17 protein-coding genes are annotated in these 23,937 nt (G+C 35.8%); 1 reads left to right on the plus strand and 16 read right to left on the minus strand.

Going from position 1 to position 23,937, the window contains the following annotated elements; genetic code table 11:
- The first annotated feature begins 472 nt into the window (after nucleotides 1–472).
- Nucleotides 473–3,100, plus strand: a complete 2,628-nt coding sequence (locus tag ACFIJZ_RS04325; protein ID WP_375631149.1) for an Rne/Rng family ribonuclease — start codon at nucleotides 473–475, stop codon at nucleotides 3,098–3,100.
- Between the two features lie 87 nt (nucleotides 3,101–3,187).
- Here ACFIJZ_RS04325 and ACFIJZ_RS04330 read toward each other — a convergent pair whose 3' ends face one another.
- The 16 genes from ACFIJZ_RS04330 to nuoH all read right to left on the minus strand — a co-directional run bounded on the left by ACFIJZ_RS04330 (nucleotide 3,188) and on the right by nuoH (nucleotide 23,936).
- On the minus strand, nucleotides 3,188–3,799 hold the full coding sequence (locus ACFIJZ_RS04330) for an invasion associated locus B family protein (RefSeq protein WP_273791265.1): 612 nt from the start codon (nucleotides 3,797–3,799) through the stop codon (nucleotides 3,188–3,190).
- 1,656 nt (nucleotides 3,800–5,455) lie between these two features.
- Nucleotides 5,456–6,295, minus strand: a complete 840-nt coding sequence (locus ACFIJZ_RS04335) for a hypothetical protein (RefSeq protein ID WP_375631150.1) — start codon at nucleotides 6,293–6,295, stop codon at nucleotides 5,456–5,458.
- A gap of 261 nt (nucleotides 6,296–6,556) precedes the next feature.
- Entirely contained in the window at nucleotides 6,557–10,057 is a 3,501-nt protein-coding gene (mfd, locus tag ACFIJZ_RS04340) for a transcription-repair coupling factor (protein WP_375631151.1), read from the minus strand.
- A 5-nt stretch (nucleotides 10,058–10,062) separates the two neighbouring features.
- Entirely contained in the window at nucleotides 10,063–10,350 is a 288-nt protein-coding gene (locus ACFIJZ_RS04345) for a succinate dehydrogenase assembly factor 2 (RefSeq protein ID WP_273791268.1), read from the minus strand.
- Nucleotides 10,351–10,415: 65 nt separating this feature from the next.
- Nucleotides 10,416–11,096 carry an ABC transporter ATP-binding protein gene (locus tag ACFIJZ_RS04350; RefSeq protein ID WP_273791269.1) on the minus strand — a complete coding sequence of 227 codons (681 nt, stop codon included), beginning with the start codon at nucleotides 11,094–11,096 and terminating at the stop codon, nucleotides 10,416–10,418.
- Nucleotides 11,096–12,364: a lipoprotein-releasing ABC transporter permease subunit gene (locus tag ACFIJZ_RS04355; protein WP_273791270.1), complete on the minus strand. Its 1,269-nt coding sequence runs from the start codon at nucleotides 12,362–12,364 to the stop codon at nucleotides 11,096–11,098. Before ACFIJZ_RS04355 ends, ACFIJZ_RS04350 begins: the two co-directional genes overlap by 1 nt.
- An 11-nt stretch (nucleotides 12,365–12,375) precedes the next feature.
- Nucleotides 12,376–13,701, minus strand: coding sequence for a proline--tRNA ligase (proS, locus tag ACFIJZ_RS04360; RefSeq protein WP_375631152.1), 1,326 nt, complete (start codon nucleotides 13,699–13,701; stop codon nucleotides 12,376–12,378).
- Between the two features lie 202 nt (nucleotides 13,702–13,903).
- On the minus strand, nucleotides 13,904–15,580 hold the full coding sequence (locus ACFIJZ_RS04365; RefSeq protein ID WP_273791272.1) for a ribonuclease J: 1,677 nt from the start codon (nucleotides 15,578–15,580) through the stop codon (nucleotides 13,904–13,906).
- 45 nt (nucleotides 15,581–15,625) lie between these two features.
- Nucleotides 15,626–16,435: a biotin--[acetyl-CoA-carboxylase] ligase gene (locus ACFIJZ_RS04370; protein ID WP_375631153.1), complete on the minus strand. Its 810-nt coding sequence runs from the start codon at nucleotides 16,433–16,435 to the stop codon at nucleotides 15,626–15,628.
- Nucleotides 16,435–17,889, minus strand: a complete 1,455-nt coding sequence (gene nuoN / locus ACFIJZ_RS04375) for an NADH-quinone oxidoreductase subunit NuoN (RefSeq protein WP_375631154.1) — start codon at nucleotides 17,887–17,889, stop codon at nucleotides 16,435–16,437. The genes ACFIJZ_RS04370 and nuoN overlap by 1 nt, the downstream gene beginning before the upstream one ends.
- 17 nt (nucleotides 17,890–17,906) lie before the next feature.
- On the minus strand, nucleotides 17,907–19,376 hold the full coding sequence (locus ACFIJZ_RS04380) for an NADH-quinone oxidoreductase subunit M (RefSeq protein ID WP_273791287.1): 1,470 nt from the start codon (nucleotides 19,374–19,376) through the stop codon (nucleotides 17,907–17,909).
- Entirely contained in the window at nucleotides 19,376–21,340 is a 1,965-nt protein-coding gene (gene nuoL, locus ACFIJZ_RS04385) for an NADH-quinone oxidoreductase subunit L (RefSeq protein ID WP_375631157.1), read from the minus strand. The genes ACFIJZ_RS04380 and nuoL overlap by 1 nt, the downstream gene beginning before the upstream one ends.
- Nucleotides 21,341–21,346: 6 nt before the next feature.
- Nucleotides 21,347–21,655, minus strand: coding sequence for an NADH-quinone oxidoreductase subunit NuoK (gene nuoK / locus ACFIJZ_RS04390; protein WP_273791275.1), 309 nt, complete (start codon nucleotides 21,653–21,655; stop codon nucleotides 21,347–21,349).
- A 13-nt stretch (nucleotides 21,656–21,668) separates the two neighbouring features.
- The gene (locus ACFIJZ_RS04395; RefSeq protein ID WP_273791276.1) at nucleotides 21,669–22,289 is read right to left on the minus strand and encodes an NADH-quinone oxidoreductase subunit J; all 621 of its coding nucleotides are present in this window, start codon (nucleotides 22,287–22,289) and stop codon (nucleotides 21,669–21,671) included.
- Nucleotides 22,290–22,383: 94 nt separating this feature from the next.
- The gene (gene nuoI, locus ACFIJZ_RS04400; protein ID WP_273723184.1) at nucleotides 22,384–22,875 is read right to left on the minus strand and encodes an NADH-quinone oxidoreductase subunit NuoI; all 492 of its coding nucleotides are present in this window, start codon (nucleotides 22,873–22,875) and stop codon (nucleotides 22,384–22,386) included.
- A 14-nt stretch (nucleotides 22,876–22,889) separates the two neighbouring features.
- Entirely contained in the window at nucleotides 22,890–23,936 is a 1,047-nt protein-coding gene (nuoH, locus tag ACFIJZ_RS04405) for an NADH-quinone oxidoreductase subunit NuoH (protein ID WP_375631158.1), read from the minus strand.
- Nucleotide 23,937 lies beyond the last annotated feature (1 nt).

Consider the following 23,937-nt stretch of genomic DNA (forward strand, 5'->3'; position numbering starts at 1 on the left):
AAGGTCATAAAGATATTATAATTATACATGATTTACATTGTTACTTGCCAAACGCATGATATCAACATAAAAGAATATTTATGCTTCCTAGCTGATAATAGTCATCTAAATTATCTGTAACTCATATTAAGTTGTCTTTAGAGGTTTTTTGCCTATTATGCGTTGAGACTTTTTTATGGATGAAAAATTTCTATGTTATAATATTAGGATTGCATTACTTAAGATTCGTTGGTTCGGATATCCGAACTGTTTTAAAGATTATTTTACCGGAGACTTTTAAGAAATATGAGTCATAAAAAACAGATGGAAATAATGATGGGAAATGGTGTAAATGCAGTCATGCCTCTGCACGTGGTGTTCCGTCCTGTTTTTCTGGTACCTCCCTTTTATGGCAGACAGCCTTTTATGTTTACGAATAGTTATAGCGTTCGTTTGAATAAAATTGTGCATGTCGCCTTCAGGATATTAACTTATGTCAAACAAAATGCTTATAGATGCCTCCCATCCGGAGGAAACTCGTGTTGTTGTTGTTCACGGCAACAAAATTGAAGAACTTGATTTTGAATCAGAACATAGAAAACAGCTCAAGGGGAATATTTATCTCGCACGGATTACGCGTGTAGAACCGTCTCTCCAAGCAGCTTTTGTTGAATATGGTGGAAACCGACATGGTTTTTTAACATTTTCTGAAATTCATCCTGATTATTATCAAATTCCTATTGCTGATCGACTTGCTCTTCTTGAAGAAGAGGAAAAAGCAGCTATAGGAGAAAATTCTGTAGATACCTTTACGGAAGAAGCAACTAAAAATAAAAAACGCTCCAGAAGAACAAAAAAAAATGGAAAAAACAATGTCATTGCAGCCGATATTGAAAGTGACATCACATCTGAAGCGACAATAATTGATAATACAGAAGAAGCATTAAATGCCGATATCTCTGATGATGAGATCGAAATGGTCGGTGCTGAGGACATCCGTGAAGAGCTCCCAATTTATCAAAGAAAACAAGGGCGCCAGTATAAAATTCAAGAAGTCATTAAACGACGTCAAATTTTGTTGGTACAAGTTATCAAAGAAGAGCGTGGTAATAAAGGTGCTGCCCTTACAACATATTTATCTCTAGCAGGTCGTTACTCTGTTCTAATGCCCAACACAGCACGTGGTGGTGGCATTTCACGAAAAATTACGAACGTACAAGACCGTAAGCGTCTTAAAGAAATCGTAAAAGAATTAGCTGTTCCAAAAGGTATGGGCGTTATCTTACGAACTGCTGGTGCCAATAGAACAAAAGCTGAAATTAAACGTGATTATGAATATCTTATGCGGTTATGGGATACTATTCGCACTTTGACACTCGAGTCAACGGCGCCATGCCTTGTCCATGAAGAAAGCAATCTCATCAAGCGTTCTATACGAGATCTTTACAATAAGAACATTAGTGAAATTCTTGTTTCTGGAGACCAAGGATATCGTGAAGCGAAAGACTTTATGCGTATGCTCATGCCAAGTCATGCAAAAGTTGTGCAACCTTACCGTGATCCTACCCCCATTTTCGCAAGAAATAATATTGAAATTCAACTTGATAAAATGTTGCAACCACAAGTTTCTTTAAAATCTGGTGGTTATCTTGTTATTAATCAAACAGAAGCACTTGTTGCTATTGACGTAAATTCTGGCCGCTCCACGAAAGAATTCTCTGTCGAAAAGACAGCCTTACAAACTAACCTTGAAGCTGCTGAAGAAGTAGCGCGGCAATTACGCTTGCGTGACCTTGCTGGTTTAATTGTGATTGATTTTATTGATATGCTTGAAGAACGCAATGTGAAGCTGGTCGAAAAAAAATTAAAAGATTGTTTAAAAAACGATCGTGCTCGTATTCAAGTAGGTCATATTTCACACTTCGGCCTTTTAGAAATGAGTCGTCAACGTATTCGCATATCGGTTTTAGAAAGTACAACACAGCCCTGCCCGCATTGCGCAGGAACAGGAAATATACGTTCTGAATCATCCATTGCGTTACATGTCATGCGCTCAATTGAAGAATATCTTCTTCATAATTCGCAATATAATATTATCGTGCGCACACCCGTAGCAACAGCGCTTTATGTATTAAATCATAAACGCAACATTCTTGTTAATTTAGAAGCTCGTTTTAAGCTTAATATTAGTATTGAAGCAGATGATAGTATTGGAACGCAACATCTTGTTATTTCTAAAGGCTCAATAGCAGAGAGCATTTCTCGATCTTCATTGGAAGATGCCAATGAGCAAGAAATTGAAGATTCTGTTTTCATAAAGAGTGAATCTATTGAAAATCCTTCTCCCATTGAAACAAACCAAAAGCGTAGGCGCAAAAATCGTCACGGTGAAATTACTGATCATTCTCTCTCCAACGTTCATAAAAAAGAAGATACTTTGAATGATGATTCTTATCGTCGAGGACGTCGTCGAGGACGTCGTGGTGGTCGACGCAATCAAGATAATAGTTTTCATCAGATTCGCGTTCCTTACGCAGAACCAGTGGGAGATTTTGCTAAGAAAGCTTTGGCAGAAATTAAAGCAGCGCATCGCAAACGTCGTATTTCGCCTACTAAATCTTTTGAACTTGAAGAAACAACAAATAATACACAAGCTCTAGATATACAACAACAGGGTGAATCTGAAAAAATTGATACAAGTATTAAACCTAAAAAACGTAAAACACGTTCTTCAAAAGTAGTAGAAAATCAGCTTTCTTTAGAGAATGATCAAAATGTTGCAGAACAAAAATCTCTTGAAGAAAAACCTACAACCAGTTCGATGCGTAAAGCTAAAACAAAAAAAGCAGACAAATCTATTCATGAGGTAGAAGATAAAGCTCTTGAAAAGAGTAAAAAATCAACACGTGGAACACGTAAAAAATCATCTTCTAAAGAGACGCAAATACAAAAAATATTAGAGCAAGAAACTGTAATCGAGATGGAGGAAGTTGTAGAAACCTCTCCTTCCCAAATTGAAGAAACAATTAATCAATCCGTTGTTATTTCATCAACGCCTAATGATTCTTCCAAAACTGAACGTATTGGTTGGTGGAAACGCAGAATTCTTTCGAAAAATTAAGGATTAAAAAAACCGCCACAGAAAACTGTGGCGGTTCAAATAAACAATTATAGAAAACGTTTCAACCAATTCTATAGTGTGGGTTTATTACTTTTGTTTTGCTTTTTCTTGCTCAGCCCGCATACGCTCTTCAATTTCTTTTTGCTTTGATTGAATGGCTTGCTGCAGCTTTATTTGTTCTTGTTGGAAATCTTTTTCCTCCATACCAGGACCGGTATAGGCTGCTGTAAACCCATTAAGAGAAAATTCAATAGGATTAGCTGAACCACGAAAATTAACTGTGGTTACAACCATTTTTGTTCCACTTTTCATAGCTGCTATAAGCTTATCATCTAAGACATCATTAGCAATACAACTTGGTCCATTACAAATAATATAAGGAATTTTTTTAGAGAACTCGTCACCGATTTTAATGTGAACACCTTCTGGCAAAAAACGCCCAGTAGGTACTTGAATACCTATACGTTTTTCATTTTGCTTCCCTTTTATTTCAACAAGATTAAAAGCCGTTAAAGGTTGTCCCGTATTCGATAATACAGTATTCATTGTATTACAAATATCAACATCATGCTGCTTACTGCAAACTTTGTACCAACCTTGTGATAAAGTTTGCGCATTTGCAGAAATACCAGCTATAAGAAAAAGGGCAGCGGCTCCAACTAATACTGAAACAGCAGAATAAACATTTTTATGCGACATGATTAAGTTAATCCTTTCAACGCGCTCTTAAGTAACTTTAAAAAAAATATTAAATGTAATTCCAACTTAAATTTATTAAATTATAATGAAATAACAATTAATTTTACTATTTTTACTTCAATATAAAAAAAAAAGTCAAATTTAGAGAAAAAATACGATGAGCCATTCTATTTTTATACACCCATATAATTCCCCTCTTCATCACATTGGTATTTGATATAATCTATCTATAAAATACCTCTGTGCATTTAAACTAAGATTACACAAACGAATCAATATTGCAATATTAATTAAAATAAAGTCTAATACTACTCTAAAAAACTTACTAATTAAACTTTTTACATTTATTACTCTTCATGTTAAGCTTATAGAGCCTTAGCAACAGGTTGTTGCAATGCATGAAGCTCCAAAATATCAGATAAATTTTACTGTTTTCCTTATGTGCCTCGTGTGATACATAAAAACAAAATCATCTACGATATTATTGAAACATTTAATGAATTAAAACCACTGATTGTCTAAAATTTCTGCATAATTGTAAGAGAACTTTTTGCTAATGAACAATTTTCTGCCCTTGTTTACAAAACAATGGTGATACGCTTTTGTAATAAAAATTTTATATTCTATAGCGTTTAAATAAAAAGTTTAGTTTAAAAATACGTTACTAAAGAAGTGCTTTTTTCTTAATTAAACAACACATTTTCTTAGAGAGAAAATCTATAACTGCTGAAAATATTTTATTTATAATAAACTTTCTTAAAATATAATAACATATTAATTTATAATAATAATTTATCTTTTTTCTATTTCTATATTGTATGAAAGATCTTAATAGCGCAAACCTCTCTTATATTGAATCAATAAAATTTATCCACTTGTACATCACAAGCGGAGTTAGTTTTATAGATAAAACTACTGAACAAAGGACCCCCCCTATGAATCATCTCACGTGCCTAAAGCCATAATAAATTTATGCTCATATATTATACATCTATTATTGCATCTCTGTACAAATATCATCTCTCAGCTTTATAACGTGAATAAAAAATGTAGCTTTTATAAATTTATTTTAAGTTATTTCTCAAATAAAAGAAGCTTCTAAAATGATAAATTCTTTTCAGCTTTCACAACATCAAAGATATAAATCGTTAATGATTTAAGTTTTAAGAAAAAATGAATTCAAAATATCATTTTGTTTTCCTATATAACAAAACTTAGAGCTATAAAAAATCTCTCTTATCGTATTAATGAAACAAGATTTATGATATGAGATGTATCGTCATTAAAATAATTAATCAGATAAAAATAAAAAACTACAAGCACAAAAAATTATGCATAAAAAGAAAACATAAAAAAATATATGAGTTTATTATTTAATATATATATATATTAAGTCTTATATGATAAGAATAACAGATAATATATTATGTGTATAAGATTACTTTATTATAAATAATAATTAAAAACAAAAAATTAAAATATATTTTAACTATTATTTAGTATATTATCTTAATTTCTCTGTATTTGTATAAGTAAATTTTTAATTGGATATTCTCATAGCATTATTTTTTATGAATTTTCTAAACTATAATGTTACGAAAAATTAAGTATTTTTCTATTTTGAATATAATTCAACATAAATCAAATAAATAATTTTTAATTGAATAATTCTTCAACATGAAAACGCATACGATCTATAATATTCTTTTTCTTGTTTGGAAGCATTATATTATGTACTTCTTTAATGGTATTACAAAGCTTAGGTGCACTTTTTACAAACCAATTATCTTCTGTAAGACTATTTTTTATATCGTCAAATATTTGTTTTTCATAACTATAAGAGCCATCTGTTAGTAATTCTTTAATATCCCTGACTAAACTAGGACTTATTGAATTATTTGCGCCTTTAGCCCAACTAAAATCTTTATCTTTCCAATCAAAATCTTTGCGCAAAATAGCACCTATATCACTTTGCAATATATCCGCTAACGTATTGCAAGCAATAATAAACATGAGATAATTTTTCATTATCTCATCATCACCTCCACTTTTCTCATTCATTCCCCATTCATTAAACGTTTGAGTTTTTTTTAAATAGTCTTTTGCTTTAATCAACTTTTCTTCATACTCCCCTACTTCATACTCTCTCGCTATATGTATTCTAGAGATAATTTTTTGTTTTTTTTCAGCTAGATCCTGTAATTTCGAACCAAGATTATAATATTCATCCTTCAGAGTTTTCAGTTTTTTATATAACTTATTCCGTTCCTGTAAACGCTCATAGTATTCTGCTTTAGAAATATTTTTTTCCCAAATATCCAAATGAGATATACTTTCTTCAATAAATTGTATGCTCTCTTTAATATTCTTTCTTTTGTTTTTTAAATGTTGGTATTGTTCATCAGAAGATAACTCAGCATAAGCGTTTTTTACGCCATGTATTAAAGTGAGTAATAAAAAAACGATAGTTAGACACTTTTGTAATGAAGAAAGCATGCTATCTTTACCTAAATTCTTTCTAAAAAATTTACAGGAGCTTATTAGCTTATTATATTGAAAGTGCTATTTAATGCGGTCCAACCGTCTAATCTATTTTCTTAATTATATCAATACGTATATAATAAAAACCAAATAAATATATAAAGGGTTCTTTATTATAAACTTAAATTTTATTCTTATACAAAATCAATAACTGTTTGTTTTTATAGAATGATTTTATAAAAATGAGTAACAGTTCTGAAACAATAAAGAAATTTTTTAAACAGAATGTTGTTCTGCCATTTCGACAAGCTGTGTCATAATATTCGCTGCTCCAACAAGCCTTTCATCCGCTGAGGACCAATCACGAATAAGAGCAATACTTTGATCTGGTCGAATTTTTGCCATTGAACCTTGTTTTCCCACCCACTGAACAAGAGCAACACTATTTGCAAAATAGTTATTACGAAACTGTATGACAATCCCCTTTGGTCCAACATCTAATTTTTCTACATGTGCTTTTCGACACAATGTTTTAATATGAAAGACTTTAAGAAGATGTTGAACCTCAAGGGGCAAAGGACCAAAGCGATCAATTAACTCCGCTGCAAATTCATCAATTTGTTCTAAACCATCAAGTTGTGTTAAACGACGATAAAGTCCCATACGTAATGATAAGTCAGGCACGAAACTTTCTGGTATCATCACTGTTGTACCAAGAGAAATTTGAGGTGACCATTGCTTATCTTCATTTAGCTCTCCATCTTTTAATTCAGCAACAGCTTCTTCAAGCATTTTTTGATAGAGTTCAAATCCAACTTCTTTGATATGCCCCGATTGCTCTTCACCTAAAAAATTTCCTGAACCGCGGATATCCATGTCATGGCTTGCCAATTGAAAACCGGCCCCTAAGGTGTCAAGAGATTGTAACACTTTAAGACGACGATCAGCAGCAGTTGTTAAAACTTTACCAGCAGGAAATGTAAAGAGAGCATACGCACGTTGTTTTGAACGTCCTACCCTACCACGTAACTGATAAAGGGCAGAAAGACCAAACATCTCAGCACGATGCACAATTAGGGTATTGGCTGTTGGAATATCAAGACCTGATTCAATAATGGTTGTTGATAGCAGCACATCATATTGTCCATCATAAAATGCATTCATGATATCATCAAGTTGTCCAGCCGGCATTTGTCCATGAGCCACAACGAATTTCAGTTCTGGCACATGTGTTTTGAGATATTCTTCTACAAAAGCCAGATCAGAAATACGAGGACAAACATAGAAACTTTGTCCACCACGATAATATTCTCGAAGCAGGGTCTCTCGTATAACAAGTGCATCAAAGGGTGAAATAAAAGTACGAACCGCCATTCTATCAATGGGAGGGGTTGTTATCAATGAAAGTTCACGTACACCCGATAAAGCTAACCCTAAAGTGCGTGGTATGGGAGTTGCTGAAAGTGTGAGAACATGAATATCACTTTTAAGCTCTTTTAAACGCTCTTTGTGTTTGACACCAAAATGCTGTTCCTCATCAATGATAAGAAGGCCTAACCGTAAAAAATTAACTGCACCACTTAATAATGCATGGGTTCCAATGACAATATCGATTGTACCATCTGAAACACCTTTTTTTACTCGTGCAAGTTCTTTCGCTTTTACAAGCCTCGAAGCATGTCCAATTTTAACCGGTAATCCTTGAAAACGCGAAATAAATGTTTTGTAATGTTGACGTGAAAGCAAAGTTGTCGGTACAACAACAGCAACCTGATATCCATTTAATGCTGCAACAAAAGCACTTCGAATAGCTACTTCAGTTTTTCCAAAACCAACATCACCGCATATCAAGCGATCCATCGGCTTACCTGAGGCTAGATCGTCCAAAACAGCATCAATTGCATTCATTTGATCTTCCGTTTCTTCATAGGGAAAGCAAGCAACAAACTCATCAAATGGTCCAATTGGTGGAAGTAAAGCAGGCGCAGCACGAGTCATACGCTCTGCAGCTATACGGATTAATTGCCCTGCCATTTCCAATAAATGTTTTTTAAGCCGAGCTTTACGTGCTTGCCAAGCAACACCTCCTAATTTATCTAAAGTTACCTCTGTTCCTTCTGAGCCATAACGTGAGAGAAGCTCAATATTTTCAACAGGTAAAAAGAGTAAATCACCTCCAGCATATCTAATTTCAAGGCAATCTCGTAAAATTCCAGTGGTTCTGATGGTTTTAAGACCAACAAATTGGCCAATACCGTGGTCGATATGCACAATAATATCACCAGAATTTAAAGCAGAAATTTCAGAAATAAAATTTGTATTATTCTTACGCCGCTTTGGTGATCTTATAAAACGATCGCCAAGGATATCTTGCTCTGCTATAATAGCCAAATCTTCAGCCTCAAAACCATGTTCTATCATGATAACAGCTGCTAATATGCGATCTCGTGGGGTTGCTTTGACAGTTTGCAAGGATTTTACAACATCTATTTTTTTCAATCCATGCTCGTCGAGAACTTGTAGCAAACGATTGAGAGATCCTTCACTCCAACACGCTAAAAGCACTTTTTTACCAGCAGTGCGTAAAGATGCGATATGATCAATAACACTTGAAAAAACATTTTTTTCCTGCGCATTACGCTCTTTTACAAAATCATATCCTTGTTTAACATTGGTGTGAATAACAGTTTGTTCCAAACTTTGTGGAACATTAAAAGGCGAAAAATCAATACGCTGCGAAGATTGTTGCGCACCTTCCAAAACACGCTCTGGCGTTAAATAAAAAAGACTAGGATCTATTGGATGATAAGAAGTAGAATTTTTTTCATCACTTTCGCGCTCTTTGCGCGCATTATAATAGTCTTCAATAAGACGATAGCGCTCAATGAAGACTTCTTCTATGAGATGCTCAAAAACTATCGGTAAGTTGCCACAATGGTCAAAAAAGCTATCAAGGTTTTCATAAAAAAATGGAAGCCAATGTTCCATACCGGCAAAACGCCGACCTTGAGAAATTGCTTCATAAAGCATGTTATTTTTTTGTGATACACCAAATGTACGGGTATAATTGCTTTTAAAACGACTGATGCGTTCTGGTGTAAGAACAACCTCACTCATTGCCTGTAATAAAAGTTCAGTTTTTTGGCCTGTTGTCCTTTGACTTTCTGGATCAAATACGCGGATACTTTCTAGGGTATCTCCAAAAAAATCAAGACGTAAAGGTTCAACATCCATCGGAGAAAAGATATCAAGTATTCCTCCTCTTACAGCAAACTCACCAACATCACGGACAACCGTAACGCGTTCAAAACCATTGGTTTCTAGAAATTGAATAAGATTTCCCATGTTATTGCGCTGGCCAACACGTGCGTGAATAAGCTGAGCTTCTATCATTTCACGAGGAGGTAGCTTTTGCATAATCGCATTTGCTGTTGTTAATATAATTGCAGGATGTGGATCTTTACGTAAATTTGCTATGTGTGCCAATGCTGATAGTCGACGAGCCATAACAGCAATTCCTGGTGACACACGATCATACGGCAAACAATCCCATGCAGGAAATTGAAGTACGGGTAAATTGGGCTCAATAAAATTTAAAACTTGTTGTAAATGCACAATTTTTGTTCCGTCACGGACAACATAGAGGAGCGGTTTACCTTGTGCAATTTCTGAACTTAATTTAGCAAGCGCAAAGGCTTCAAATCCATCAGTAACGCCATCTAAAATCATACGAACAGAATTATTTTTGGGAATAACAATTTTTTTAAATATAGGCATCTGGATTAATAACTTAAGCAAGTACGATAATTGGCAATATCACGAAAAAGTGGACTATCAACCTCAGAGGGGGGCAAAATTTCTCCAGTAATCCATGTCAGTAAATCACGATCATCAAAAGACATAATATACTCAAGCTCAGAGAGCGTTCTATCATTCATCCCAGTAATATGAGCATCGACATAATGTCCAAAAATGAGATCCATTTCACGAATACCGCGATGCCATGCACGAAAAATCAATCGACGACGACGAGCATCTAATTGATTTTTGTCAACGACAAAAACTGTCATAAAAAATCTCCTTGAATAAAGTAATATAAACTATTCAATTAGTCGTATAAAATTTGTACCTTGCTTTAAGGAAGTTCTATAATCTTTTGTTCTTTAAGTGTAATTCGACGATGCATTTGCTTAGCCAAAGCGTAATTATGTGTTGCAATAAGAGCAGAAAGACCAGACTGACGAACAAGGATAGATAAAGCTTGAAAGACATAAGCTGAAGTTACTGGATCAAGATTTCCTGTAGGTTCATCAGCCAAAAGAACCGAAGGGCCATTTGCTACTGCACGTGCAATAGCAACACGTTGTTGTTCTCCTCCCGATAACTCTGAGGGACGATGGTTCGCACGATGAGAAACACGCAGATACGTCAATAATTTGCGCGCACGATCTTCTGCTATAGATTTTTTTAATCCTGCTATCATTTGCGGTATCATGACATTTTCTAACGCCGTAAACTCTGGAAGTAAATGATGAAATTGATAAACAAAACCAATATCATTCCGTCTTATAGCTGTTCGCTCACTATCAGAGCGCTTTGCACAAGAAACACCCCGTAACATCACATCACCAGCTGTTGGTTTTTCTAATAATCCAGCAATATGAAGAAGTGTTGATTTTCCAGCACCAGATGGTGCAACAAGTGCGACAAGCTCTCCACGATTAAGAATAAAATTCGCTTTATCTAAAACAATGAGCGGCTTATGGCTCTCGAAAAAGTGTCTTTCAATCTCTACAAGCTCTAAAATAGCTGTCATTATTCATACCTCAAAGCTTGTACGGGGTCTAGCTTAGCAGCACGCCATGCCGGAATGAGAGCAGCAAGAAACGACAAGAATAAAGCCATCATAGCAACCAAGATGGTCTGTTTCCACTCAATTTGTGCAGGCAATTTTGTTAAAAAATAAAGTTGAGGATTAAAAACATCGACATTAAATAACCAAGATATAAAATCTTGGATATGATTAATATTCGCGGTCGCGATAACACCTAAAACTAAACCCAATATAGTTCCAATAAAACCAATCATCATTCCTGTAATGATAAATATACGCAAAATTGCACTCTGTTGAGCCCCCATCGTGCGTAAAATTGCAATATCATGACTTTTATCTTTTACAAGCATAATCAGCCCTGAAATAATATTTAAAGCAGCAACAAGAACGATCAGAGAAAGAATGAAAAACATAACATTTCGTTCAATCTGTAAGGCTGAAAAAAAAGCCTGATTGCGTGTACGCCAATCAATTAAATAGACCTGTTGTTCAACTGCTTTTTCTACAACAGGTTTTATTTGATCAACAGCATCAGGATCATTTAGAAATAATTCCAAAGACTGAACCTTATCTCCCAAATTAAAAAACATTTGTGCTTCATGGAGAGGCATAAAGATAAATATTGAATCATATTCAGACATACCAACTTCAAAAATAGCAACGACTTTATAAGCTTTCACACGTGGGGTAACGCCAAAAGGAGTCTCATCACCATCTGGAGTAATAATACGAATATCTCTTCCAACTGTCAGTCCTAATTTTTCTGCTAAGCCACTTCCAATTGCAACACCTTCTTCTTGATCAAACCGAGAAATCGATCCTAATTTAATGTTTTGAGAGACTGTTTTAAGCTTTTCTAGATCTTGTTTGCGCATACCACGAACTAACGCGCCAGAGCCACCTTGAACTTCACCTTGAACAAGCGCTTGACCTTCAATAACAGGTAAAGCAAACTTCACACCATTTGTAGTTTCTAAAGAAGAAATAAGAGTCTTATAATCAGAAAAACCAGAATCAACTGTTTGAATAATAAGATGCCCATTCATACCAAGAATACGATTGAGAAGTTCTGTACGAAAGCCATTCATCACCGCCATAACAACAACCAGAGCAAATACGCCCAACATAATCCCAATAAGAGAAATAATTGAAATAACAGATGCAACGACATGTTTTTTATTGGGAATCATATAACGAAAAGCGATCATCCACTCATAAGATGAAAAGCATTTGTTTTTCAGCCTCTTCATAACATTTCCTATTAAATTATAGAAAGTTGGCTGAGCACATCTTCAACCTTTAGAGATTTTTTTATTCCTGTTTTTCGATCTTTAATTTCAACTTCATTTTGTGCAATGCTGTTAGGGCCAACAATGACTTGCGTTGGCAAACCAATCAAATCCATTGTTGCAAATTTTGATCCAGGACGTTCATTTCTATCATCTAATAACGGATCAAAACCAACCTCCTTTAATCCCTGATAGAGAAACTCACATGCCTGTGTGCATTTTTCATCATCGGGTTTCATATTGATAATCCCAAAATCAAACGGTGCCATCGACTTTGGCCAAATAATACCATTTTCATCATGAGAAGCTTCAATAGCGGCCGCAACAAGACGCGAAGGCCCAATACCATAAGATCCCATAGAGACCACATGCTCTTTTCCATCTTGTCCCATAACTTTTGCTCCCATTGGAGCAGAATATTTAGTACCAAAGTGGAAAATATGACCTACTTCAATACCACGCGCTGAAAGACGATTATGATCAGAAACTTTAGCCCACTCCTCTTCATTATGCATTTCTTCCGTTGCTGCATAAAAAGATGTCCATTGCTTAACAATATCATCTAAAACAGCTTTATCACTAAAATCGATTGAACTATCTGGAACGGTAAGTTCAAGAAATTGTTTATCACAGAAGATAGCACTCTCTCCTGTTTCAGCCAAAATGATAAATTCATGACTGAGTTCCCCCCCTATTGGACCTGTATCTGCACGCATAGGAATTGCTTTTAATCCCAGGCGAGAAAAAGTGCGTAAATAAGCAACAAACATACGATTATAAGATGTTTTAGAGCCTTCATAATCAAGATCAAAAGAATAAGCATCTTTCATTAAAAATTCTCGTGCTCGCATCACACCAAAACGTGGACGAATTTCATCACGAAATTTCCATTGAATATGATATAAATTCAGCGGAAGATCTTTATAAGAACGAACATAAGAGCGAAAAATATCTGTTACCATCTCTTCATTGGTTGGACCATAAAGTAAATCACGCTTTTGACGATCTTTAATGCGGAGCATTTCCAAACCATAATCATCATAACGACCGCTTTCACGCCAAAGATCAGCAGACTGAATTGTAGGCATCAATATTTCTATTGCACCCGCACGTTCTTGCTCTTCACGAATAATTTTACAAACTTTATCAAGCACTTTTTTTCCCAAAGGAAGCCAAGAATAAATCCCTGATGTTTGTTGTCGAATCATTCCAGCGCGCAACATGAAGCGATGAGAAACAATTTCTGCTTCTTTAGGATTCTCTTTTAAAAGTGGAAGGAAATATTGAGAAAGACGCATTGAAATAATTAACTCCTAATCAGATCTATCATATCGGAACAATTTATCACACCCTCTATTCATCTATAGCCGCATTCTGAATACTTGCAAATATAACGATCTTATCATTTTAAAATTTATTGTGCTTTATTCTCTATTTTTCTTATTTAGCAATAAAATAAAAATGCTCTTCTCTTTTTAAATAACGTAATATGAAAGTTCTTTATTTTGACCGATGTAAAAAAACTGTACAGATAGGTTTTTTTTGCCAAATTTCATGAACAGCCGCTCTCACTGCACGTCGTGTTGCCTCTCGAATAAGTTCATTATTTTTCTGTTTCATGCGTGGGATATTATAAACTGTATTTTCTACGATATCTAAAAGAATATCTTTTAAACTTTTCCCCTTTCCATTACTTTCAGGTAACCCTAATATTGTTAGACCTATATCCCCTAATAATTCATGCTTACTATTTATATGGAGAGAAATAGTAACATGACCAGCATAACTTAGTTTGCGGCGCTCACGAATCCCTAATTCATCTTCATCTCCAATTAAGCAACCATCCTTATAGATGCGGCCAACAGGAACTTGATCAATAACTTCTACAGGCTTTGGTGCAAGGCGTAAAATATGTCCATTTCTGATATCCGTAACAGTTTTAATACCTGCTTGACGTGCTAAAGTTGCCTGAGCCTTAAGATGCATTGCTTCCCCATGTACAGGGACAAGTATTTGTGGCTTTATCCAATCATACATCTGTAAAAGTTCTGAACGACGTGGATGACCTGAAACATGAACAAGCGCATCTTCATTCGTAATAATTTCAATACCCAAATCAATGAAACGATTTTGTACCTCAATAATCGCTTTTTCGTTTCCTGGAATACTTCGTGATGAATAAATAACGGTATCACCAGCGGAAAGTGCAATATTTTTCATTCCATCACGTGACAGTTTAGCCAAAGCTGCACATGGCTCACCTTGGCTCCCAGTGACAATTAAAACAAGATCTTTTCGCGAGATATAGCCATAATCATCTTCCGTTACAAATGGCGCTAAACCATTCATATAACCAAGCTCTTGTGCAACCATAATACTTCGCTTAAGGGAACGCCCAATGACAAGCACCTTACGTCCAGCAGCTTCAGCTGCAAGAGCAATAGAACGTATCCGACCAATATTAGAAGAAAAAGTTGCTATCGCAACGCGCCCTTCAGCTTTGGAAATAATCTCAGAAAGACTGGCTTGAACTTGCTGCTCTGATGGAGATATACCATCCCGACATGCATTTGTGGAATCACAAAGTAATGCTAAAACACCTTTTTTGCCTAAAGCACGAAATCTTTTTTCATCGGTTACAGCCCCGAGTGAAGGGGTATGATCAATTTTCCAATCACCAGTATGAATCACAGTCCCCAAAGAGGTTGTAATTGCTAAAGATACAGATTCTGGTATTGAATGGTTAACGGCTATAGCCTCTACAGCAAAGGAACCTACCTGAAAACAATCACCAGCTTGAAAAATATTGAGTAAAATTTTTTGAGATTCAAAATCTAATTGTTTTTTAGTTTCCAATAACCCTGCCGTAAAAGGCGTACAGTAAATTGGCACTTGTAACTTTGGACATAAATCAAGAACGGCCCCATAATGATCTTCATGTGCATGTGTTAAAACAAGACCCCGTATATTATGTTTTTCACTTTCTAGGAAACGAATATCAGGCAAAACAAGATCGACACCTGGTAATTCAGAACCAGCAAAACTAACCCCCATATCAACCAGCAGCCATTCACGAAGACTTTGGGGACCAAATCCGTAAGCAGCTAAATTCATCCCTATCTCACCTACACCTCCCAGAGGTAAAAAAACAAATTCATTCTTATTGGCTGCAACCATAAACATCTCCCAAATCATTAAGGTATCTGATGGTAAAATAATTTTTCAATAACGACCTGCATTAATAGAATCAGCGGAACCAAAATGAACATCTCCAGCTGTTATAATGGCTGTCTGACCGTCTTTTTGCTTTATGATGCAGTTAAAATCACTATCAAGACCATCAAAAATACCCTCAATGACTTTTTCATCATTCACCACTTTGACATGTTTTCCAAGGTGAGCGGAATATAAAAGCCATTTTTTTCGGATTATTTCACATCCTTTTGGTTGTTTCCAAAGAAGGTAATTTTTAGAAAAACACTCCGTCAAAACCGTAAATAATTGTTCTGCATCAATATGCAAACCGATATTCTTTAAGCTTGAAGTGGAATAAGGTGCATCTTCATAATTATATTTCACATTTATTCCAATACCAATAACCAAGGCATATTGTTGTGATGACAATTTTAAAATCTCAAGCAAAACTCCAGAGCTTTTTTCTCCTTTGAGCAAAATATCGTTTGGCCATTTTAAGCTCACAATATTGTTTGTCTGCTTTTCCTCTTTTATCAATTGTTTTATTGCCTCTGCCACACTTACTCCAGCAACAAAGCCAAGTTGAGCCGCAGTTTGATGAACAATATCATCAATTAATAAAAGACTAGAATAAAGGTTCCCTTTTGGACTAGACCAAGTCCTCCCTCTTCTTGCTCTTCCCTGTGATTGTTCTTGTGCAACAATCCAAAGATTACCTTGATGACCAGTTTTCGCTTTTCGTTGCGCAATGAGATTTGTTGAATCAACACTATCGTACGCTTCAACAGTATATCCCTGTTTTTGTGCAAAATCTGATAAAGTATAAACCATATTCATTAAAACAATGCTGTTGCTGCTTTTTCTGCTAGCTCAGCGAACCAAACTCCAAAAAGCGCGTAAAATAAAATAAAGAATACAGAAAGACTAAGACAAAACTGAAGCTCATTCGATAAAGCAACAAAATGCGCTTTTGCATCATCAAACCACATAATTTTAATGACTCTCAAATAGTAAAAAGCCCCAACGACAGACGCTATCATCCCCACGACAGCAAGTGGAGTAAGTCCAGCGTGGACAGCCGCAGAAAATGTATACCACTTTCCAAAAAAACCAGCCATAGGAGGTATGCTTGCTAAAGAAAAAAGCTGTATTGTCATCACAACAGCCATAAAAGGATTCGTCTTTGCTAACCCTGAAAGATCATAAATATTTTCAACATTGCCATTCTGAGAGCGCATTCCAAGAATAAAGGCAAATGAACCAATCGTCATTCCAAGATAAATCGTCATATAAAGAATAACACTTTTTACTCCTAGCATATCTCCAGCAGATAAACCAACAAGTGCATAGCCCATATGACTGATCGACGAATAAGCCATTAAGCGCTTAATATTATTTTGACCAATTGCAGCAAAAGCACCCAGTATCATTGATGCAATCGCCATAAAGATCAAAATTTGTTGCCATGCAGGCATCACATTATCAACACGCCCTAGGGGAATAAAGGTCACCACAATAATACGGATGATTAAAGCCATTGCAGCAACTTTAGGAGCACCAGCAAAAAATGCTGTAATCGGTGTTGGCGCTCCTTCATAAACATCAGGTGTCCACATGTGGAATGGAACAGCAGAAATTTTGAAAGCCAAACCAGCTAAAATAAAAACAATTCCAAAAATAACACCCAATTGTAAATTCTTACCTTTTAAAGCAAGAGCAATTTCGTGAAAACCAATTTGACCGGTAAAACCATAAAGTAAAGAAATACCATAAAGCAGCAATCCTGAAGATAATGCTCCTAAAACAAAGTATTTTATACCGGCTTCAGAAGATTTTACATTATTACGATTAATCGCTGCTAAAACATATAAAGCTAAAGATTGCAGTTCTAACCCCATATAAAGCGACAGCATATTACCCGCTGAAATCATAAACATCATTCCAAGGGTTGCTAAAAGAACAAGCACTGGAAATTCAAATATATTAAACTTTTGTGCATTGGCAAAACCAACAGACATAATAAGAGAAAAGAGTGCGCCAATAAGCATTAAAATTTTCATATAACGACTAAAGGAATCGATAACGAGCGCATTGGTTTGAAATGAACCATTTTTCGGAAAAACTATAAGAATAATAATGGTTGCCACAAGAAGTGCCATGGCTAAACCTGTCACTGTTAAAGAAGCACGTGTATTGGAATAAACACCAATCATAAGTAGCACGACAGCTCCTAATGCGATTAAAAGCTCCGGAAGAATTAAGACTAATTGCGCTATTATTTCAGTTTGCATGTGCATTCTTCCCTTATCTAGTGCAGTTTATTGATGAGGGTTTCTACGGAAAACGCCGTTGCCTTAAGAATAGGCGTTGGATAGATACCAAAGAATATTGTAAGAATAACCATTGGATAAAGGAGGAATTTTTCTCTTAAAGAAAGATCTATTAATACTTTTAAATTCTCTTTATCCAAGGAACCAAAAACCACACGCCGATAAAGATAAAGGGCATAGGCTGCCGATAAGATAACACCTGTTGTTGCTAAAACAACAACCAATTTATTTACTTGAAAAACACCTATTAAGGTTAAAAACTCACCCAAAAATCCTGAGCTTCCAGGCAAACCAACATTTGCCATAGTGAAAATTAAGAAAACAACAGCATATTTAGGCATATTATTCACTAAACCACCAAACGCTGAAATTTCACGCGTATGTAAGCGATCATAGATAACCCCAACACAAAGAAACAATGCTGCTGAAACAATTCCATGGGATAACATCTGATAAATAGCCCCTTGTATCCCCTGTTCATTTGCAGCAAAAATACCCATTGTCACATACCCCATATGCGCTATTGAAGAATAAGCAATAAGTTTTTTGATGTCACTTTGAACAAGTGCAACCAGTGATGTATAAATAATAGCGATAAGCGATAATGTGAAAACAAAAGGCGCAAAATCTGCTGAAGCGATAGGAAACATAGGCAAAGAAAAACGAAGAAAACCATACCCACCTAATTTGAGTAAGACACCAGCTAAAATAACGGAACCCGCTGTCGGTGCTTCTACGTGAGCATCAGGGAGCCATGTATGAACTGGCCACATTGGCATTTTAACTGCGAAAGAAGCAAAAAATGCAAGCCATAGCCATATTTGCATATGAGCAGGAAACTGATAATTGAGTAAAGTTGGTATATCAAGTGTCCCAGCCTCCCAATACATAACCATAAGAGCAACCAGCATAAGCACTGAACCAAGTAAAGTATATAAGAAAAACTTTATACTTGCATAAACACGACGTGCTCCTCCCCATACACCTATAATGATAAACATTGGAATAAGGCTGCCTTCAAAAAAAACATAGAATAGCATTGCATCAAGAGCACAAAAAACGCCAATAATCGCAACTTCTAGAAGAAGAAACGCAATCATATAAGCCTTTAATCTCTCTTTAACATTCTCCCAACTTGCTAAAATACAGAAAGGCAAAAGAAAAGCCGAGAGAACAACAAAAAGAATAGAAATACCATCAACCCCCATATGATAGCTAATACCCCCCCCTAACCAACTGGATTTTTCAACCATTTGAAAATTTTGGTTGCTAGAATCAAATCCTATCCAAATAATTAAAGAAATAATAAAAACAAATAGAGTCGTAAAAAATGCGACATTACGTATATTATGGCGTGCTACTTCACTATCATCTTTGATAAACAAAATCAGAAGCACACCAACAAGCGGCAAAAATGTAACCGTAGAAAGAATAGGCCAATCGGTCATTAGTTTACGCCCCCGATCATCATCCATGTAATGAGCAATGCAACGCCGATAAGCATTGCAAATGCATAGTGGTAAAGATAGCCTGTTTGCATTCGAACAACTCTATTTGTAATATCAACAACACGCGCTGCAATACCATTAGGGCCTAGACCATCAATAATCTTACCGTCTCCCACTTTCCAAAGAAAAGAACCAATTCTAAAGGTAGGACGAACAAACAAAAAGTTATATAATTGATCGAAATACCATTTTTGGTAAAGAAAGTTATATGTTCTTGGCATAATACGAACCATTTTCTTAGGAAGAGATGGGATAGAAACATAAAATAAATAAGCTAAGATAAACCCAAGAAGCATCGCTATAAATGGCGACCATTTTACCCAATTAAAGACATGGTGGGCATCATGAAGAATGTGATTATGGCTGCTTGTAAATAATGCTCCCTTCCAAAAAGCATTATACAACTCACCAAAAAAGTAAGGTTGGAAAACGACACCAGAAAATATTGCTCCAATAGATAAAAGAAAGAGTGGAATCAACATAACTGGAGGCGATTCATGAACATGATGCATCACATCAACTGTTGCCCGTGGTTTACCATGGAATGTCATAAAGATAAGCCGCCATGAATAGAAACTTGTTAAAAAGGCAGCAAAAACAAGAAGATAAAAAGCATATCCTGAAGCAATATTATGAGATGCAAAAGCAGACTCTATAATCGCATCTTTTGAGAAAAAACCTGCAGTCCCGAAAAGTGTTCCTGGAATTCCAACACCGGTCAAGGCAATGGTCCCGACCATCATCATCCAATAGGTGACCTTTATATGTTTGCGTAACCCACCCATTTTTCGCATATCTTGTTCATCAGATACAGCATGAATCACAGAACCTGCACCAAGAAACAATAAGGCTTTAAAAAAAGCATGCGTAAAAAGATGAAAGACAGCAGCGCCATAAGCTCCAACACCTAATGCCACAAACATATAACCAAGTTGAGAGCATGTAGAATAAGCAATAACACGCTTAATATCATTCTGCACCAACCCCACAGTTGCTGCAAAAAACGCTGTTGTTGCACCAACAATAATAATCACGGTCAAAGCAGTCGAAGAAAGTTCAAAAATTGGCGACATACGCGCAACCATAAAAACACCAGCCGTTACCATTGTAGCAGCATGAATAAGCGCTGATACAGGGGTTGGTCCTTCCATTGCATCAGGCAGCCAAGTATGTAAAAGAAATTGTGCGGATTTTCCCATCGCACCAATAAATAATAAAAGACATGTAATGGTAATTGCCGTCTGCCCATCAAATTGCCAATCTAAAAATGTCACATTTTGTATAAAGCTCTTGTCGGCAGCTTTTGCAAAAATAGAGGCAAAATCAACCGATTGGAACAAAACAAAAATACTAAAGATTCCTAAGAGAAAACCAAAGTCTCCAACACGGTTAACTACAAAAGCTTTCATTGCGGCCTTATTAGCAGAATCGCGCTGAAACCAAAAACCAATGAGTAAATAAGAAGCAAGTCCGACACCTTCCCATCCAAAAAACATCTGAATCAAATTATTGGATGTGACCAACATAAGCATCATAAATGTAAATAAAGAAAGATAAGAAAAAAAACGAGACCTTGAAGGATCATGATGCATATAACCAATTGAATAAATATGCACCAATGCCGAAACACTGTTTACAACAATAAGCATGACAGCTGTTAATGCATCAACATGTAAAGCCCAATTAAAGCTTAAGTCACCAACAGTCATCCAATGTAATACCGATACATCAATCGCTGGAATATGACCAAGTGCAGTACTGAAAAATGCTATCCACGATAATATGGCAACAACAACCATAAAGCTACATGTTATCAATTCACTCGCACGATCTCCTATCGTTTTTCCACCTAGTGCAGCAATTAAAAAACCCAAAAGCGGAAGAAAGACAATCGTATAATACATCACTGGTTAGCCTTTCATTACATTAACATCTTCAACCGCAATGGAACCACGATTACGGAAAAAAACGACCAGAATTGCTAAACCAATGGCAGCTTCAGCAGCTGCTACGGTTAAGACAAATAAAGCAAATACCTGACCAACGAGATCATGAAGAAATGCTGAAAATGCAACAAAATTGAGATTAACTGAAAGCAATATAAGCTCAATGGACATCAAGATAATAATCACGTTTTTTCTGTTGAGAAAAATTCCAGCAATACCAATTGTAAACATCAAAGCAGAAACAGTGAGATAATGTGTAATATCAATATACATCTACATAGCCCCCTTATATACCTTTGCCTGATTCAACTTGTTTGATTTCAATAGCACTTTCTACCGTTCTAGAAACTTGCTCCGCAATAGATTGCCGCTTTACTCCTAATTTATGACGAAGTGTTAGAACAATAGCTCCAATCATTGCAACCAATAAAATCATTCCAGCAATTTGAAAATAGAAAACATAATCCGTATAGAGAATATCACCTAATGCTTGTGTATTTGTTCGCTGGGCTAAATCTGGCATTGGTTGCGTAACATGCGTTCTCAAGATTGGAGAAAAATAGCTACTCATAAAAACAACAATCAATTCTACAGCGATAATAACACCAATAAGAGCTCCAATAGGAGCATAGCGAAGAGTTCCACTCTTTAACTCAGCAAAATCAACGTCAAGCATCATAACGACAAATAAAAATAAAACAGCGACAGCTCCAACATATACAACAAGCAGAATAAGCCCTAAAAACTCTGCCCCTGCAAGTAAAAACAAAGCTGCTGCATTAAAAAATGCGAGGATTAAAAACAAAACAGAATGCACTGGATTGCGTGCTGTAATAACAATAACTGCACTTGTTAGCATAATAAAAGCAAACAAATAGAAAAATGCCGCCGCTAGATCTGTTAGCATAGGCTTCTCCTTAATTATTCAAACAATTGGTATAAACTTCATACCAGATTACAATTTATCGGAAAAATATCCGACACCTCATTTAACGATACACTTAACGATAAGGCGCATCCATCAATATATTTCGAGCAATTTCTCGCTCCCAGCGATCTCCATTCAATAAAAGCTTTTCTTTATCATAATAAAGTTCTTCACGTGTTTCCGTCGCAAACTCAAAATTTGGACCTTCGACAATAGCCTCAACCGGACAAGCTTCTTGACAAAAACCACAGTAAATACATTTAACCATATCGATATCATAACGGACAGTTCTACGTGTACCATCATTGCGCCGTGGCCCAGCTTCAATTGTAATCGCTTGAGCAGGACAAATCGCTTCACATAATTTACAAGCAATACACCGTTCTTCACCATTTGGATAGCGACGCAATGCATGCTCACCGCGAAAACGCTGAGATACAAAACCTTTTTCATAAGGATAATTAATCGTGGGCTTTGGTGAAAAAAATTGGCGCATAGCTAAGAAAAAAGCACTCACAAATTCCAATAGAAGAAGTGACTTTGCCGCCTGAATGAAACCTGACATCGTAAAATCTCCTCTTAAACGAAATCCGTAAACTTTAAAAAAGCAGCAGTTATCACAACCATTGCTAGTGAGAGAGGAAGAAAAACCTTCCAACCAAGCCGCATGAGCTGATCATAGCGATAACGTGGAACAAATGCTTTAACCATAGCAAACCAAAAAAATACAAAACAGACTTTTAAAACAAACCAAATGATACCAGGAACCCAATTAAGCCACCAAACATCTAAAGGAGGCAGCCAACCGCCTAAAAATAGAATGGTTGTTAATGCGCACATTAAAACAATCGCAACATATTCACCTAAAAAGAAGAGCATGTAAGGCGTTGAAGAATATTCTACCATATGACCAGCAACAAGTTCAGATTCTGCTTCCACCAAATCGAATGGAGGACGGTTTGTCTCTGCAAGCGCAGAAATAAAAAATATAATAAACATTGGAAAAAGGACCAACCAATTCCAATCGAGAAAACTGTTAAAAGGAAGACCAAGAGTTGTACCAAAACCATGACTTTGTTTAAGAACAATTGTTGTAAGATCCAACGAACCACTCACTAAAATAACGGTCACAAGCACAAAACCAATGGAAACTTCATAAGAAACCATTTGTGCCGCCGAACGAAGAGCTCCTAAGAAAGGATATTTTGAATTTGATGCCCATCCCCCCATAATAACACCATAAACTTCAAGAGATGAAATAGCTAAAATATAAAGCAAGCCAACATTAATCTTCGCAACCTCCCAACCCTCATTGACAGGAATAACAGCCCAAGTTGATAAAGCAAGTGTCGCTGAAATAAAAGGAGCCAAAAGAAAAACCCCCTTATTTGCACCTGCTGGGATAATAGGTTCTTTCACAACAAATTTAATTAAATCTGCAAAAGACTGTAACAATCCCCATGGACCAACAACGTTTGGTCCACGACGCAATTGTACCGCAGCCCAAATTTTTCTATCTGCGTAAAGAAGGTAAGCAACTAAGATCAAAAGAACGACCAAAAGAAGAAGTGTTTTTCCGATTATAATGAGTAATGGCAACAGCCAAGTCATAAAGAAATCATACATC

This window comes from Bartonella sp. CL70QHWL (assembly GCF_042194855.1).
GTDB lineage: Bacteria > Pseudomonadota > Alphaproteobacteria > Rhizobiales > Rhizobiaceae > Bartonella.

Excerpts from the sequence above, each read along its gene's own strand:
- ACFIJZ_RS04325 (WP_375631149.1), top strand. The coding sequence starts at position 473 with ATGTCAAACAAAATGCTTATAGATGCCTCCCATCCGGAGGAAACTCGT.
- ACFIJZ_RS04330 (WP_273791265.1), bottom strand. The coding sequence starts at position 3,799 with ATGTCGCATAAAAATGTTTATTCTGCTGTTTCAGTATTAGTTGGAGCC.
- ACFIJZ_RS04335 (WP_375631150.1), bottom strand. The coding sequence starts at position 6,295 with ATGCTTTCTTCATTACAAAAGTGTCTAACTATCGTTTTTTTATTACTC.
- mfd (WP_375631151.1), bottom strand. The coding sequence starts at position 10,057 with ATGCCTATATTTAAAAAAATTGTTATTCCCAAAAATAATTCTGTTCGT.
- ACFIJZ_RS04345 (WP_273791268.1), bottom strand. The coding sequence starts at position 10,350 with ATGACAGTTTTTGTCGTTGACAAAAATCAATTAGATGCTCGTCGTCGT.
- ACFIJZ_RS04350 (WP_273791269.1), bottom strand. The coding sequence starts at position 11,096 with ATGACAGCTATTTTAGAGCTTGTAGAGATTGAAAGACACTTTTTCGAG.
- ACFIJZ_RS04355 (WP_273791270.1), bottom strand. The coding sequence starts at position 12,364 with ATGAAGAGGCTGAAAAACAAATGCTTTTCATCTTATGAGTGGATGATC.
- proS (WP_375631152.1), bottom strand. The coding sequence starts at position 13,701 with ATGCGTCTTTCTCAATATTTCCTTCCACTTTTAAAAGAGAATCCTAAA.
- ACFIJZ_RS04365 (WP_273791272.1), bottom strand. The coding sequence starts at position 15,580 with ATGGTTGCAGCCAATAAGAATGAATTTGTTTTTTTACCTCTGGGAGGT.
- ACFIJZ_RS04370 (WP_375631153.1), bottom strand. The coding sequence starts at position 16,435 with ATGAATATGGTTTATACTTTATCAGATTTTGCACAAAAACAGGGATAT.
- nuoN (WP_375631154.1), bottom strand. The coding sequence starts at position 17,889 with ATGCAAACTGAAATAATAGCGCAATTAGTCTTAATTCTTCCGGAGCTT.
- ACFIJZ_RS04380 (WP_273791287.1), bottom strand. The coding sequence starts at position 19,376 with ATGACCGATTGGCCTATTCTTTCTACGGTTACATTTTTGCCGCTTGTT.
- nuoL (WP_375631157.1), bottom strand. The coding sequence starts at position 21,340 with ATGTATTATACGATTGTCTTTCTTCCGCTTTTGGGTTTTTTAATTGCT.
- nuoK (WP_273791275.1), bottom strand. The coding sequence starts at position 21,655 with ATGTATATTGATATTACACATTATCTCACTGTTTCTGCTTTGATGTTT.
- ACFIJZ_RS04395 (WP_273791276.1), bottom strand. The coding sequence starts at position 22,289 with ATGCTAACAGATCTAGCGGCGGCATTTTTCTATTTGTTTGCTTTTATT.
- nuoI (WP_273723184.1), bottom strand. The coding sequence starts at position 22,875 with ATGTCAGGTTTCATTCAGGCGGCAAAGTCACTTCTTCTATTGGAATTT.
- nuoH (WP_375631158.1), bottom strand. The coding sequence starts at position 23,936 with ATGTATGATTTCTTTATGACTTGGCTGTTGCCATTACTCATTATAATC.